The organism is Cupriavidus plantarum (assembly GCF_905397285.1).
Lineage (GTDB): Bacteria > Pseudomonadota > Gammaproteobacteria > Burkholderiales > Burkholderiaceae > Cupriavidus > Cupriavidus plantarum.
The window spans coordinates 976,046-990,644 of the sequence record NZ_CAJPUX010000001.1 but is presented as its reverse complement, the minus strand read 5'-3'; the positions used below and the strand labels follow the sequence as shown (position 1 = coordinate 990,644).

The window sequence follows — 14,599 nt, the reverse complement described above, 5'->3', positions numbered from 1 at the left end:
GCCCTTCTTCATTCCCGAGCGGGAAGCTTACTCGGCTTCCTCGATCCAGGCTTGCTGAATCGCCTCGAGGATCTTCTCGCCCGACCGGTCCGGCAGATCGTCGAAACCATCCAGTTCCATGACCCACTTGTGCAGGTCCGTGAAGCGGATCGTAGCCGGGTCGACGTCGGGGTACTTGTCGTACAGCGCCGCGGCGACGTCGTAGGTATCAGTCCATTTCATGAGCGTGCTCCGGGCCTCAGTGGCCTTCCTTGGCATGGTTGATCGTGTACTTCGGAATCTCGACGGTGAGGTCCTCGTCCGCGACGATCGCCTGGCACGAGAGGCGCGAGTTGGGCTCGAGCCCCCACGCCTTGTCGAGCAGGTCTTCTTCCTTTTCCTCGGCCTCGTTCAGCGAATCGAAACCCTCGCGCACAATGACGTGGCAGGTGGTGCAGGCGCACGACTTCTCGCACGCGTGCTCGATGTCGATGCCGTTGGCCAGCAGCGCGTCGCACACGCTGACGCCCGTCTTCGCTTCGATCACGGTCCCTTCGGGACAGTATTCGACATGGGGCAAAACAATGATCTGTGGCATGGTGTTCCTGGGGGATATCTCTGTCGTGAGCCGGCGTGAGGTCAGCCGATTTCCTGTACCTTGCGGCCCGCGAGCGCGCTCTTGATCGAACGGTCCATGCGCCGGGCGGCAAACTCGTCGGTGCCGTGCGACAGCGCATCCACCGCGGCCTTGATGGCGCGATGGTCGTCGCCCTTCGCGATCTCGCGCACATTTGCGATCAACGCCTCGACGGCCGCGCGTTCCGCGTCGTCGAGCAGCGTGCCGTCGCTTTCCAGCGCGCGCGTGGTCGCTTCCACGAGCCGCTCCGCTTCCACGCGCTCTTCCGCGAGCGCACGGCTCTTCATGTCCTGCTCCGCTTCGCGGAAGCTTTCCTGCAGCATGCGCGCGATGTCGTCGTCGGCCAGCCCGTAGGAGGGCTTCACCGCAACGGACGCTTCCACGCCTGAAAGCATTTCCTTCGCGGAGACGGAGAGCAGTCCATCGGCATCGACCTGATACGTCACGCGGATGCGCGCGGCACCGGCCACCATCGGTGGAATGCCGCGCAACTCGAAGCGCGCGAGCGAACGGCAGTCGCTGGCCAGTTCCCGCTCACCCTGCAGCACGTGGATCGCCATGGCGGTCTGCCCGTCCTTGAATGTCGTGAACTCCTGCGCGCGCGCGACGGGAATCGTGCTGTTGCGCGGGATGATCTTCTCGACGAGACCGCCCATCGTTTCCACGCCCAGCGAGAGCGGAATTACGTCGAGCAGCAACCAGTCCTCGCCCGGCGCCGCGTTGCCCGCGAGCAGGTTCGCCTGCATGGCCGCGCCAAGCGCCACCACCTTGTCCGGATCGAGGTTCGTCAGCGGCGTCTGGCCGAAATGATCGCCCACGGCCTTGCGGATCGCCGGCATGCGCGTGGCGCCGCCGACCAGCACGACGCCCTTCACGTCTTCCGGACCCACGCCCGCGTCGCGCAGCGCCTTGCGCACGGGCGCCAGCGTCTTCTGCACGAGGTGCGCGGTGATCTCGATGAACGTGGTGGCGTCGAGCGTCAGATGCACGATCTCGCCGCTGGCGAGCACGGCGTCGATCACGGTGCTGTCCGCTTCCGACAGCGCTTCCTTCGCCGCGCGGGCGCGCACCATCAGCAGACGCGTGTCTTCGGCCGACAGCGGCTGCAGGCCGGCCTGTTCGACGATCCAGCACAGCAGGCGCTGGTCGAAGTCGTCGCCGCCGAGCGCGGAATCGCCGCCGGTGGACATCACTTCGAACACGCCCTTGGTCAGCTTGAGCACCGAGATGTCGAACGTGCCGCCCCCGAGGTCGTACACCGCGTAGATGCCTTCCGCGGCATTGTCGAGACCGTATGCGATCGCGGCCGCGGTCGGCTCGTTGAGCAGGCGCAGCACGTCAAGGCCCGCCAGTTGCGCGGCATCCTTCGTGGCCTGGCGCTGCGCGTCGTCAAAGTACGCGGGCACCGTAATCACGGCGCCGACGATATCGTCGCCGAGCGAGTCCTCGGCGCGCTGGCGCAGCGTGGCCAGGATCTCGGCCGACACTTCCACCGGGCTCTTCACGCCCGCGGCGGTCTTGATCTGCACCATGCCGGGCGCATCGACGAAGTCGTACGGGCTGTGCTCGATATTGGCCACGTCGCGCAGGCCGCGCCCCATGAAGCGCTTGACGGAGACGATCGTGTTCTTCGGATCGCGCACGGCCTCTTCCTGCGCGCGATAGCCGATATGCGCGGTACGGTCCGGCAGGTAGCGCACGACGGACGGCAGCAGCGGGCGGCCGCGCTCGTCGGGCAGCACTTCGGGAATGCTGTGGCGGACGGCGGCGACCAGCGAGTTCGTGGTGCCGAGGTCGATCCCCACCGCCAGCCGGCGCTGGTGCGGGGCCGGCGACATGCCGGGTTCGGAAATCTGGAGCAGTGCCATGGGAATTCTTCGTTATGTAGGAAGCAGCGTCCGTCCGGAAGCGGCGGCCGCTCTACCCGTCGAGCCGATCGTCCAACCGATCGATCGCTTCGCTTGCATCGTGCTCGATCTTCTCGATGAACATGAGTTGGCGCGCGGCCGCACCGGCCGACGCATCGTCACCGCCGTCGAGCAGCCCGCCCAGCGCGGCATGGCGGTCGCGCTTCTCCTGCCGCAGCTCGCGCAGCAGCGCGTCGAGGCGGGCCGCGTCGCGCGCTTCCGTGGCGTCCTGCAACGCCTCGCGCCACTCCATCTGCTGCATCAGGAAGTCGGGCGCCATCGCCGTGTTGCTCTCGGCCTGGATGTCGACACCGCGCAGGGACAGCAGATAGATCGCGCGCTTGAGCGGCTGCCGCAGCGTGCGATAGGCCTCGTTCGCGCGCGCAGCCCACTGCATGGCGACGCGACGTTCGGCGTCGCCGGCGCTGGCAAAGCGGTCCGGGTGCGCCTGCGACTGGACCGTGCGATAGGCCGCGTCCAGCGCGGCCTCGTCCACGTCGTATTGGGCAGGCAGCCCGAACAGCGCGAAATAGTCGTCTGAGAACTGCGTGTCTTTCAAATGCTTCCCCAACAAAAAGGAGCGGTCGCCCGCTCCTTTGTCTCCGCTTGCATGCCCACGGCTCCGGCATGCGTCGCGCGGCTACCGGTCACACGCGGAACGACTCGCCGCAGCCGCACTCGTCCTTCACATTCGGGTTGTTGAAGCGGAAACCTTCATTCAGCCCTTCGCGCGCGAAGTCGAGTTCGGTGCCGTCGATGTACGGCAGGCTCTTGGGATCGACGATCACCTTGATGCCGTGCGACTCGAACACCGCGTCTTCCGGCGCGAGTTCATCCACGTACTCGAGCTTGTAGGCCAGGCCCGAGCAGCCAGTCGTCTTCACGCCCAGGCGCAGACCCACGCCCTTGCCCCGGCGTTCCAGATAGCGCGCGACATGTTTCGCCGCCTTTTCGGTCATCGTGATCATCGTTGCCCTCGTTGCCTCGTTACATCTCGCAGCGGTTACCGAATTCAGGCGGCTGCCTGCTGCTCGGCACTCGCGTGCTTCTTCTTGTAGTCCTCGACCGCCGCCTTGATGGCGTCTTCGGCCAGGATCGAGCAGTGGATCTTCACCGGCGGCAGCGCCAGTTCCTCGGCGATCTGCGTGTTCTTGATTTCCAGTGCCTGATCGACGGTCTTGCCCTTGACCCATTCGGTCACCAGCGACGACGAAGCGATCGCCGAACCGCAACCGTAGGTCTTGAACTTCGCGTCTTCGATCACGCCGGCTTCGTTCACCTTGATCTGCAGCTTCATCACATCGCCGCAGGCCGGAGCGCCGACCATGCCGGTGCCCACCGCGTCGTCGTTCTTGTCGAACGAACCGACGTTACGCGGATTTTCGTAGTGGTCGAGTACCTGGTTGCTGTAAGACATTTTGGTTACCTCTTGCTTTGTCGCTTTATGCGGGGTTGTTCTTGTCGTCGTTCCGGGGGCCAGGCGCTTAGTGCGCGGCCCACTGAATCGAATTCAGATCGACGCCGTCCTTGAACATCTCCCACAGCGGGGACAGATCGCGGAGCTTGCTGATCTTGCTCTTCAGCAGCTCGACGGTGAAGTCGATCTCCTGCTCGGTGGTGAAACGGCCCACCGTAAAACGGATGGAGCTGTGCGCCAGTTCGTCATTGCGGCCCAGCGCGCGCAGCACGTACGACGGCTCCAGCGAGGCCGACGTGCAGGCGGAGCCCGACGACACGGCCACGTCCTTGATCGCCATGATCAGGGACTCGCCTTCGACGAAGTTGAAGCTCACGTTGAGGTTGTGCGGCACGCGGTGTTCCAGCGAACCGTTCAGGTACACCTCTTCCATGTCCGAGAAACCGCGCCACAGGCGATCGCGCAGCATGCGGATACGCTCGTTCTCGGTCGCCATCTCTTCACGCGCCAGGCGGAACGCCTCGCCCATGCCGACGATCTGGTGCGTCGCCAGCGTGCCCGAACGCATGCCGCGCTCGTGGCCGCCACCGTGCATCTGCGCTTCGATGCGCACGCGCGGCTTGCGGCGGACGTACAGCGCGCCGATACCCTTCGGGCCATAGGTCTTGTGGGCCGAGAACGACATCAGGTCGACCTTGAGCTTGCTCAGGTCGATCGTCACCTTGCCCGTCGCCTGCGCGGCGTCGCAATGGAAGATGATGCCCTTCTCGCGGCAGATCTCGCCGATCTGCTCGATGTCCTGGATCACGCCGATCTCGTTGTTCACGAGCATCACCGACACCAGGATCGTGTCCGGGCGCAGCGCGGCCTTGAACACGTCCATATCGATCAGGCCGTCATCCTTCACGTCGAGGTACGTCACCTCGAAGCCCTGGCGCTCGAGTTCACGCGTGGTGTCCAGCACAGCCTTGTGCTCGGTCTTCACGGTGATGATGTGCTTGCCCTTGCCGGAGTAAAAATTCGCGGCACCCTTGATGGCCAGGTTGTTGGACTCCGTTGCGCCCGAGGTCCAGACGATCTCGCGCGGATCGGCGCCAACCAGCGCGGCCACCTGCTCGCGCGCTTCTTCCACCGCGCGCTCGGCGTCCCAGCCGTAAGCGTGGCTGCGCGACGCCGGATTGCCGAACTGCTCGCGCAGGTACGGAATCATCTTGTCCGCCACGCGCGGGTCTACCGGCGTGGTCGCCGAGTAATCCATGTAGATGGGGAAATGTGGGGTGCTCATCGTTATGACTGCCTTATAGGGACTACTAATCGATTGCGCTTATCGATAGTTTATAACAACTTCTGACACTGCGTCGGACGCCGATCAGGACTGCGCCAGACTGAAGACCGAGTTCACGACCCGCGCCCGGGCCGGCTTTTCCTGCTTGTCCACCTTGCCGCGCGGCGTGGCGCCGGCCGGCTGGGCCTGCACCGACGATTCCTCGCGCATATCGTGCAGCACCGCGGGCTGCCTGGCCCGTTGCTGATCGACGAGATCCTTGAGCGATACCGAGTCCAGGTACTCCACCATCTTCTGGTTCAGCGTGGCCCACAGTTCGTGGGTCATGCAGCGCCCGCTGCCCTCGTCGCCGTGGCAGTTGCCCTTGCCGCCGCACTGGGTGGCGTCGAGCGGCTCATCGACGGCGATGATGATGTCCGCCACGGTCACCGCCTCGGCCTTGCGGGCGAGACTGTAGCCACCGCCCGGGCCTCGCACGCTCTCCACGATTTCGTGGCGGCGCAGCTTGCCGAACAGTTGCTCGAGGTAGGACAGGGAGATTTTCTGGCGCTGGCTGATGCCGGCGAGTGTGACGGGACCCTGGTCCTGGCGCATGGCCAGGTCGATCATGGCGGTCACCGCGAAACGGCCTTTTGTCGTGAGTCTCATGATGCTCAGGGTTGGAATACTTGAACGATTCGCTCAAGTATAAATTTTCCCGACTAAATTAGTCAAGTAACCCTACCGCGGTGCATCATATTGACGGGTGCCGCACATGAATCCGGAGGATGTGCTAGGGACGCTTCCCGCCGCGCGACAAAGCACGAGACGGCCGCAGGAGACGGACGCACGACATTGGCGGCACGGGCGGCATTCTACCGCCGTCCGCCCAAGCCCGCAGGAAGCTGGAAAACCGGCGTCGCTACATGCGCGCGAACATGGCCTTGCCGCGCTCGAAGCCGGCGGCTTCCGCCTCCTCGGGCGTCCGGAAGCGATCGGTGATCGCCGAGGACTCGGTCAGCGTGGCCGCCGCGCGGATGTTGGTGCCGGCGCGGCAGACGCGCACCGTGTACTCCCATCCGTTTTCCGACCGGGGTTTCACCAGCACCTGGACCTCGTGCGTCTCGAAAACCCTCTTCTTCCATTCACTGCGATAGGCCATGACGTTGTCTCCTGTCTGGCCGGCGGTCCCTTGGCCCGGGATCTCAATTCACCTCGCCGGCATCGATGGTCTGCATCGCGGACGCCTCCGCCAGGGCCAGCGCAGCTTCCGGCGTCGGCGCGGAGCCGGCCTCGGTCTCGAACGTCGGACCGAACGGCTCGCCGAACGCATCGGCAATCTGCACCATCCCGGCATAGCCGCCGCTGGCATGCGGGATCGCCCGGACCACTACCGCATAACCACCATATTCGAACTCCGTCATCATGGCGCGCTCCTGGTTCGTGATCGGGCTCCGCCCTCCACTATAGAGGCCCGCGCGCCCAAACGCGCGCTTACAGGTGGTCGCCGCTGGCGCCGAATACCTGCGCGCGGAGCTTGGCGAGCTGGTCGCGCACCTGCGCCGCTTTCTCGAATTCGAGATTCTTCGCGTGATCGAGCATCTGTTTCTCAAGACGCTTGATCTCCTTGGCGACCTGCTTCTCGCTCATGTCCTCGTACTTCGCGCGCTCGGCGGCGGCGGACAGCTCGGCCTTGACCTCGTCCGGGTTGTAGACGCCGTCGATGATGTCCTTGATGCGTTTGACCACGCCGCGCGGCGTGATGCCGTTGGCCTCGTTGAACGCGATCTGCTTGAGTCGACGCCGCTCGGTTTCGTCGATCGCGCGGCGCATGGAGTCGGTCATGCGGTCCGCATAGAGGATGGCCGTGCCATTGACGTTACGTGCCGCGCGGCCGATGGTCTGAATCAGCGAACGCTCGGCCCGCAGAAAACCTTCCTTGTCCGCATCGAGAATCGCGACTAACGAGACCTCGGGAATGTCGAGGCCCTCGCGCAGCAGGTTGATGCCGACGAGCACGTCGAACGTGCCAAGCCGCAGGTCGCGGATGATCTCCACCCGTTCGACGGTGTCGATGTCCGAATGCAGGTAACGCACCTTGACGCCGTTTTCCGACAGGAACTCCGTGAGCTGCTCCGCCATGCGCTTGGTCAGCGTGGTCACCAGCACGCGCTCGCCCGCTTCCACGCGCACGTGGATCTCGGACAGCAGGTCGTCCACCTGCGTGCCCGCGGGCCGCACGTGGATGACCGGATCGACGAGGCCCGTCGGCCGCACCACCTGCTCCACCACCTGGTCCGCATGCTCGTTCTCGAACTGCGCCGGCGTGGCGGAGACGAACGTGACCTGCCGCATCTTGCGTTCGAACTCGTCGAACTTGAGCGGCCGGTTGTCCAGCGCGGACGGCAGACGGAAGCCGAACTCCACGAGCGTGGTCTTGCGCGCGCGGTCGCCGTTGTACATGCCGTTGAGCTGGCCGATGAGCACGTGCGATTCGTCGAGGAACATGAGCGCGTCGGCGGGCAGGTAATCCACCAGCGTCGGCGGCGGCTCGCCGGGCGCGGCGCCCGACAGGTGGCGCGAGTAGTTCTCGATGCCCTTGCAGAAACCGAGCTCGGCGAGCATCTCGAGGTCGAAGCGCGTGCGCTGCTCGAGCCGCTGCGCTTCCACGAGGCGATTCTCCTTGTAGAAGAAATCCAGCCGCTCGCGCAGCTCCACCTTGATGTCCTCGATCGCGCGCAGCACGGTGTCGCGCGGCGTCACGTAGTGGCTCGACGGATAGACCGTGAAGCGCGGCACCTTCTGGCGCACACGGCCCGTGAGCGGATCGAAGAACTGGATCGACTCCACCTCGTCGTCGAACAGCTCCACGCGTACGGCCATCTCGGCGTGCTCGGCCGGGAAAATGTCGAGCGTGTCGCCCCGCACGCGAAACGCGCCGCGCTGGAAGTCCGTCTCGTTGCGCGTGTACTGCATGGCGATGAGGCGCGTGATGATGTCGCGCTGGCTCAGCTTGTCGCCGGTGCGCAGCGTCAGGATCATCTGGTGGTATTCGCTCGGATTGCCGATACCGTAGATCGCCGACACGGTGGCCACGATGATCGTGTCGCGCCGCTCGAGCAGGCTTTTCGTCGCCGACAGCCGCATCTGCTCGATGTGCTCGTTGATCGATGAATCCTTCTCGATGAACAGGTCGCGCTGCGGAACGTACGCTTCCGGCTGGTAGTAGTCGTAGTAGCTGACGAAGTACTCGACGGCATTGCGTGGGAAGAAGTCACGGAATTCCGAGTACAACTGCGCCGCGAGCGTCTTGTTCGGCGCAAAGACGATGGCCGGCCGGCCAACGCGGGCGATCACGTTGGCCATCGTGTAGGTCTTGCCCGAGCCCGTGACGCCGAGCAGCGTCTGGAACGACAGGCCGTCGCTGACGCCCTCCGTCAGCTGGCGGATCGCCTCGGGCTGGTCGCCGGCGGGCGGATACGGCTGGTACAGCTGGAACGGGGAACCCGGGAATGTGATGAACTTGCTTTCGTCCAGGGCCGGGGCGGCTTCTGCGAGATTCGACATAGGGTAGGGAAAAACCTCAGGAAAACGGGCGAATACGCTAGAATCTTGGGGTTGTGCGGTACGCTTCAAGGCGTGCTGCAAGCAGCAGTCCGAAGCATCAGTCCGAAGCATTCTACGCCCTCCGTTTTGTTACACAGCTGACCACGAGATCTCAAATGAGTTTGTTTTCTGCCGTCGAGATGGCCCCGCGCGACCCGATCCTGGGCCTCAATGAAGCCTTCAACGCCGATACGCGTCCCACCAAGGTGAATCTGGGCGTTGGCGTGTACTTCACCGACGAAGGGAAAATTCCGCTGCTGCGCGCCGTGCAGGAGGCCGAAAAGGCTCGCCTGACGACGGCCACCCCGCGCGGTTACCTGCCGATCGAAGGCATCGCCGCCTACGACCAGGCCGTGCAGACCCTGCTGTTCGGCAAGGAGTCGCCGCTGATCACCGAAGGCCGCGTTGTGACGGCACAGGCACTCGGCGGTACCGGCGCGCTGAAGATCGGCGCCGACTTCCTGAAGCGCCTGTACCCGGACGCCAAGGTCGCCATCAGCGATCCGAGTTGGGAGAACCACCGCGCGCTGTTCGAAGCCGCCGGTTTCCCCGTGGTCAACTATGCCTACTACGACGCCCCGAGCCACGGCCTGAATTTCGCCGGCATGGTGGAGTCGCTCAAGTCCTTCCCCGCCAACACGATCGTCGTGCTGCATGCCTGCTGCCACAACCCGACCGGCGTCGACCTGTCCGACGACCAGTGGAAGCAGGTTGTCGAACTCGTGAAGTCGCGCAACCTGATCCCGTTCCTCGACATGGCCTACCAGGGCTTTGCCGAGGGCATCGACGCCGACGGCGCCGCGGTGCGCCTGTTCGCCGAATCGGGCCTGCCCTTCTTCGTCTCCAGCTCGTTCTCGAAGAGCTTCTCGCTGTACGGCGAGCGCGTGGGCGCACTGTCCATCGTGACCACGGGCAAGGAAGAAGCGCAGCGCGTGCTGTCGCAGATCAAGCGCGTGATTCGCACAAACTACTCCAACCCGCCGACGCACGGCGGCACGGTCGTGGCCACGGTGCTGAACAGCCCCGAGCTGCGCGCCATGTGGGAAGCCGAACTGGCCGAGATGCGCGACCGCATCAAGCTGATGCGCAATGCGCTCGTGGACAAGCTGGCCGCCAAGGGCGTGCCGGGCGACTTCTCGTTCGTGAAGGCCCAGCGCGGCATGTTCTCCTACTCGGGCCTGTCGTCGGCGCAGGTGGACCGCCTGCGCAACGAGCACGGCATCTATGCCGTGAGCACGGGCCGCATCTGCGTGGCCGCGCTGAACAGCCGGAACATCGACGCCGTGGTGGACGCTATCGCCGCTGTGTACTGATAGAAGCAGAAGCATGGCAAGAAGGCGGCCGGAGCATCACTCCAGCCGCCTTTTTTTATGCCCGTAGGACATCGTCATGCGGAATTAAGGCGTTTGTCTTATGGTGCTTTCCTCATGGCGATGTAACTTCCAGTTATATGCTGCAAAGCAGAATAAAGGGATTGCGGGCATAATCGTCGGTGCCCCCGATGGTTCACACGATGGTCCGTCATCACGGCGGCAACAATACGGCACGACAGCGGCACGACAGGTATAGGTATCCGGCATGCTTTATCAACTGCACGAGTTCCAGCGCTCGCTTCTGAACCCGCTTACCGCGTGGGCGCAGGCAACGGCGAAGACGTTCACGAATCCCCTCAGCCCCCTTTCGCTCGTCCCGGGCGCACCGCGGCTGGCTGCCGGCTACGAGCTGCTGTACCGGCTCGGCAAGGAATACGAAAAGCCCGCGTTCGACATCAAGTCGGTGCGCTCCAATGGCCGCGACATCCCGATTGTCGAGCAGACCGTGCTGGAAAAGCCCTTCTGCAAGCTCGTGCGCTTCAAGCGCTACGCGGACGATCCGGACACCATCAAGCTGCTGAAGGACGAGCCCACCGTGCTGGTCTGCGCGCCGCTCTCCGGCCACCATGCGACGCTGCTGCGCGACACCGTGCGCACGCTGCTGCAGGACCACAAGGTCTACGTGACGGACTGGGTCGATGCGCGGATGGTGCCGATCGACGAAGGCGAGTTCCATCTGTCGGACTACATCCGCTACATCCAGGAATTCATCCGCCATATCGGCGCCGACCAGCTGCACGTGGTGTCCGTGTGCCAGCCGACGGTGCCCGTGCTCGCCGCGATTTCGCTGATGGCTTCGGCCGGCGAGAAGACGCCGCGCACGATGACGATGATGGGTGGTCCGATCGACGCGCGGAAGAGCCCCACCGCCGTGAATTCGCTCGCGACCAACAAGTCGTATGAGTGGTTCGAGAACAACGTCATCTACACCGTGCCGGCAAACTATCCCGGTCACGGTCGCAAGGTCTACCCGGGCTTCCTCCAGCATGCGGGCTTTGTCGCGATGAACCCGGACCGCCACCTGTCGTCGCACTACGACTATTACCTGAGCCTCGTCGAGGGCGATGCGGACGACGCGGAGTCGCACGTGCGCTTCTACGACGAATACAACGCCGTGCTGGACATGGCCGCCGAGTACTACCTCGATACCATCCGGGAAGTATTCCAGGAGTTCCGCCTGGCCAACGGTACGTGGGAGATCGAAGGCGAGCCCGTGCGGCCGCAGGACATCAAGGGCACCGCCCTCATGACCATCGAGGGCGAGCTCGACGATATCTCCGGCATGGGCCAGACCGCCGCCGCGCACGACCTGTGCGCGGGCATCCCGAAGACGCGCAAGCAACATCTGATTGCGCCGAAGTGCGGGCACTACGGCATCTTCTCGGGGCGCCGCTGGCGCGAGAACATCTACCCCGAACTGCGAGACTTCATTCGCAAGTACCGCTGACAAAAAACGCCCGCTTCCGCGGGCGTTTCTCCGCGTCCCTCGAGACCGCTTAACAATCTTTTTTAAGCGGTCTCCGGTCTCGCAAGGTAGCTGAGGAGCATGTCGGTGTGGAGCGCGGCGAATCGCTCGTGCTCTTCCTGCGACGCAACGTCGCGCCCGATCACGGCGCTGATCGTATAGCGATTCGACAGCACGTAGTAACCGAGCGCCGAGATGGTGAGGTAGAACTGCGGCACGTCGACGTTGTCGCGGAACACGCCCTGCTTCTGTCCGCGGCGGATGATGTCGGCAAGCACGTTGACCACGGGGTTCACGAGCTGATGCAGCTGCGTGGACTTCTTGAGGTGCTTGGCCTCGTGCAGGTTCTCGCTGTTCACGAGCCGGATAAACTCCGGATGCTGGTAATACCAGTCCCACACGAAACGGGCCAGCGTGCGCACGGCGGCGACGGGGTCCTCATCGACGATGTGGAGGCGCTCCTCGTCGGCGAGGAATTCGGCGTACTGCTTCTCGAGCACGGCGAGGAAGAGCCCCTCCTTGCTGCCGTAGTAGTAATACAGCATGCGCTCGTTGGTTTCGGCGCGGCGCGCGATCTGGTCGACGCGGGCGCCCGCGAGACCGCCCTTGGCGAATTCCTCGGTGGCGGCGGCAAGGATGCGGCGCCGCGTCCCTTCGGGATCCCGTTTGGTTCTGGGCTCGTTCGTGATGCGTTCCGGGTCGGTCATAGCGGCGGATTATGGCACAGGGAGGATGAAAAAAATCCCCCGCCGGGGGGACCTGCGCATGATCGCCGTTTCTGCGTCCACGCGAAATCGGGGATAATCCTTGCCGCGCACGGCACGCAGAGACCGTCGCACGCGATGGCTCCCCCAGAAGCCAGTCCTTACCCGCTGCCTTGTTCGCCGTCTCATCCGCCGCCTTGTCCGACGTTTCACTTTCCGCCTCCCTCGCCGACCGCCTCGAAGCGCTCTTGCCGCAAACCCAATGCACCAAATGCGGGTTCGACGGCTGCCGCCCCTATGCGGAGGCGATGGCGGCTGGCGACGCGCTGCCCAATCGCTGCCCGCCCGGCGGAGCGGAGGGCATCGTGCGGTTGTCTACCGCGCTAGGCACGGCAGTGCTGCCGCTGGATCCCGAGCGCGGCGTCGAGCAGCCGCGCGCCGTGGCCCGTATCGACGAGAGCCTGTGCATCGGCTGCACGCTCTGCATCCAGGCATGTCCCGTCGATGCGATCGTCGGCGCGGCCAAGCAGATGCATACCGTGCTGCCCGACTGGTGCACGGGCTGCGACCTGTGCGTGACGCCCTGCCCCGTGGACTGCATCGACATGATTCCCGTCACGGGGGAACGCACGGGCTGGGCCGCATGGTCTCAGCCGCAGGCCGATATCGCGCACGCGCGCTATGACGCGCGCAAGCTGCGGCTGGTACGCGAGCGCGAGGAAAACGACGCGCGGCTCGCGGCCAAGGCGGCTGCCAAGCTGGAGGCGTTGCGCGCGGAGCCGACGCAGAGCGACGAGGAACGCGCCGCGCAGGCGCGCAAGCAGGCGATCATCCAGGCCGCGATCGAGCGCGCGCGGCAGAAGCAGGCGGCGGCCGGCACGCGCCCGCGCAACACCGATGACGTCTCGCCCGCCGTACAGGCGCAGATCGACGCCGCCGAGGCGCGGCGCGCCCGCGCGGGCCTCCACCCTGCTTCCAAGAAGAACGACAAGGCATGAACGCGAAGAAAATCCAGGCCATTTTCGAGACACTGCGCGAGACCAACCCCACGCCCGAGACCGAGCTCGAATACAGCTCGCCGTTCGAGCTGCTGATTGCGGTGCTGCTTTCCGCGCAGGCGACGGACGTCGGCGTCAACAAGGCAACGCGCAAGCTGTTTCCCGTCGCGCATTCCCCGCAGCAGATGCTCGCGCTGGGAGAAGCCGGATTGATCGATTACATCAAGACGATCGGCCTGTACAAGACCAAGGCGAAGCACGTCATCGAGACATGCCGGATTCTCGTCGAACGGCATGGCGGCAAGGTGCCGCCCGATCGCGAGGCGCTGGAGGCGCTACCGGGGGTGGGACGCAAGACCGCGAACGTGGTGCTGAACACGGCGTTCGGCCAGCCGACGATCGCGGTCGATACGCATATCTTCCGCGTCTCGAACCGCACCAACATCGCACCGGGCAAGAACGTGGACGCGGTCGAGCAGAAGCTGCTCAAGGTGGTGCCCGCCGAGTTCCTGCACGATGCGCACCACTGGCTCATCCTGCATGGGCGCTACGTCTGCAAGGCGCGCAAGCCGGAATGCTGGCATTGCGCGATCGAACCCCTTTGCGAGTATCGGGACAAGACGCTGGCGCCCACGCAGTAAGATCCAACGCGGGATCAGACGATCTTGCAGGCTTCCTCGAACGACAGGCGCGGCAGGCGCGGATGCAGCTTGTCGCCGACACCATAGCCGAGGTTGACGAGGAAATTGACCGACCAGTTGCCCTCGGGGAAGAACGCGGCGTTGACCTTGGCCGCATCGAAGCCCGCCATCGGACCACAGTCCAGACCCAGCGCGCGCGCGGCCAGGATGAAATAGCCGCCCTGCAGCGAGCTGTTCATCAGCGCGTCACGCGCGATCTTTTCCGGCGAACCGGCATACCACGAGCGCGCGTCGGCGTGCGGAAACAGCTTGGGCAACTGATCGTGGAATTTGTTGTCGAACGCAATGATCGCGGTCACCGGGGCGGTGCGCGTCTTTTCGGTGTTGCCGGCCGACACGCATTCCACGAGGCGCGCCTTCTCGGCGGCCGACTTCACGAACACGATGCGCGCGGGCGTGCTGTTGGCGGCGGTCGGGCCGAACTTCATCGCTTCGTAGATCTCGCGCAGCACGGCATCATCGACGCCCTTGTCCTGCCAGACGTTGTGGGTACGCGCTTCGGTGAACAGCTTGGCCATCGCGGCCGGATCGATCGTTGTCATGGGTTG

17 protein-coding genes are annotated in these 14,599 nt (G+C 64.6%); 4 read left to right on the top strand and 13 right to left on the bottom strand.

Going from position 1 to position 14,599, the window contains the following annotated elements:
- Positions 1-27 precede the first annotated feature (27 nt).
- The 11 genes from iscX to uvrB all read right to left on the bottom strand — a co-directional run bounded on the left by iscX (position 28) and on the right by uvrB (position 8,771).
- Complete coding sequence (gene iscX, locus KHP16_RS04590) at positions 28-222, bottom strand: Fe-S cluster assembly protein IscX (RefSeq protein ID WP_109581581.1); 195 nt, start codon at positions 220-222, stop codon at positions 28-30.
- A 16-nt stretch (positions 223-238) separates the two neighbouring features.
- Positions 239-577, bottom strand: coding sequence for an ISC system 2Fe-2S type ferredoxin (gene fdx / locus KHP16_RS04585; protein WP_109581582.1), 339 nt, complete (start codon positions 575-577; stop codon positions 239-241).
- 41 nt (positions 578-618) lie between these two features.
- On the bottom strand, positions 619-2,484 hold the full coding sequence (gene hscA / locus KHP16_RS04580) for a Fe-S protein assembly chaperone HscA (protein WP_109581583.1): 1,866 nt from the start codon (positions 2,482-2,484) through the stop codon (positions 619-621).
- Positions 2,485-2,536: 52 nt separating this feature from the next.
- The gene (gene hscB / locus KHP16_RS04575; RefSeq protein ID WP_121491347.1) at positions 2,537-3,082 is read right to left on the bottom strand and encodes a Fe-S protein assembly co-chaperone HscB; all 546 of its coding nucleotides are present in this window, start codon (positions 3,080-3,082) and stop codon (positions 2,537-2,539) included.
- A gap of 88 nt (positions 3,083-3,170) precedes the next feature.
- A complete protein-coding gene (gene iscA / locus KHP16_RS04570; protein ID WP_109581584.1) occupies positions 3,171-3,491 on the bottom strand; it encodes an iron-sulfur cluster assembly protein IscA in 321 nt (106 codons plus the stop codon).
- Between the two features lie 44 nt (positions 3,492-3,535).
- Positions 3,536-3,940, bottom strand: a complete 405-nt coding sequence (gene iscU / locus KHP16_RS04565; RefSeq protein WP_109581585.1) for a Fe-S cluster assembly scaffold IscU — start codon at positions 3,938-3,940, stop codon at positions 3,536-3,538.
- Positions 3,941-4,007: 67 nt separating this feature from the next.
- Complete coding sequence (locus KHP16_RS04560) at positions 4,008-5,231, bottom strand: IscS subfamily cysteine desulfurase (protein ID WP_279636776.1); 1,224 nt, start codon at positions 5,229-5,231, stop codon at positions 4,008-4,010.
- A 78-nt stretch (positions 5,232-5,309) separates the two neighbouring features.
- Positions 5,310-5,873 carry a Fe-S cluster assembly transcriptional regulator IscR gene (iscR, locus tag KHP16_RS04555; protein ID WP_109581587.1) on the bottom strand — a complete coding sequence of 188 codons (564 nt, stop codon included), beginning with the start codon at positions 5,871-5,873 and terminating at the stop codon, positions 5,310-5,312.
- A 253-nt stretch (positions 5,874-6,126) separates the two neighbouring features.
- Positions 6,127-6,366, bottom strand: coding sequence for a hypothetical protein (locus KHP16_RS04550; RefSeq protein WP_109581588.1), 240 nt, complete (start codon positions 6,364-6,366; stop codon positions 6,127-6,129).
- 43 nt (positions 6,367-6,409) lie between these two features.
- Positions 6,410-6,631 (bottom strand): hypothetical protein, encoded by a 222-nt coding sequence (locus tag KHP16_RS04545; protein WP_109581589.1) that lies wholly within the window; start codon positions 6,629-6,631, stop codon positions 6,410-6,412.
- A 67-nt stretch (positions 6,632-6,698) separates the two neighbouring features.
- Positions 6,699-8,771, bottom strand: a complete 2,073-nt coding sequence (gene uvrB, locus KHP16_RS04540) for an excinuclease ABC subunit UvrB (protein WP_109581590.1) — start codon at positions 8,769-8,771, stop codon at positions 6,699-6,701.
- Positions 8,772-8,926: 155 nt separating this feature from the next.
- Here uvrB and KHP16_RS04535 point away from each other — a divergent pair, with 155 nt between their 5' ends.
- Positions 8,927-10,123, top strand: a complete 1,197-nt coding sequence (locus tag KHP16_RS04535) for an amino acid aminotransferase (RefSeq protein ID WP_109581591.1) — start codon at positions 8,927-8,929, stop codon at positions 10,121-10,123.
- Positions 10,124-10,388: 265 nt separating this feature from the next.
- Positions 10,389-11,630 carry a polyhydroxyalkanoate depolymerase gene (locus KHP16_RS04530; RefSeq protein WP_109581592.1) on the top strand — a complete coding sequence of 414 codons (1,242 nt, stop codon included), beginning with the start codon at positions 10,389-10,391 and terminating at the stop codon, positions 11,628-11,630.
- 62 nt (positions 11,631-11,692) lie between these two features.
- Here KHP16_RS04530 and KHP16_RS04525 read toward each other — a convergent pair whose 3' ends face one another.
- Positions 11,693-12,337, bottom strand: a complete 645-nt coding sequence (locus tag KHP16_RS04525; protein ID WP_109582728.1) for a TetR/AcrR family transcriptional regulator — start codon at positions 12,335-12,337, stop codon at positions 11,693-11,695.
- Positions 12,338-12,549: 212 nt separating this feature from the next.
- On the opposite strand from KHP16_RS04525, the gene rsxB reads away from it, so the two are divergent.
- A complete protein-coding gene (rsxB, locus tag KHP16_RS04520) occupies positions 12,550-13,350 on the top strand; it encodes an electron transport complex subunit RsxB (protein WP_415831145.1) in 801 nt (266 codons plus the stop codon).
- On the top strand, positions 13,347-13,991 hold the full coding sequence (gene nth, locus KHP16_RS04515) for an endonuclease III (protein WP_115952008.1): 645 nt from the start codon (positions 13,347-13,349) through the stop codon (positions 13,989-13,991). Before rsxB ends, nth begins: the two co-directional genes overlap by 4 nt.
- 14 nt (positions 13,992-14,005) lie before the next feature.
- Here the strand turns inward: nth and KHP16_RS04510 are convergent, their stop codons facing one another.
- The gene (locus KHP16_RS04510) at positions 14,006-14,593 is read right to left on the bottom strand and encodes a malonic semialdehyde reductase (RefSeq protein ID WP_109581594.1); all 588 of its coding nucleotides are present in this window, start codon (positions 14,591-14,593) and stop codon (positions 14,006-14,008) included.
- Positions 14,594-14,599: the final 6 nt, after the last annotated feature.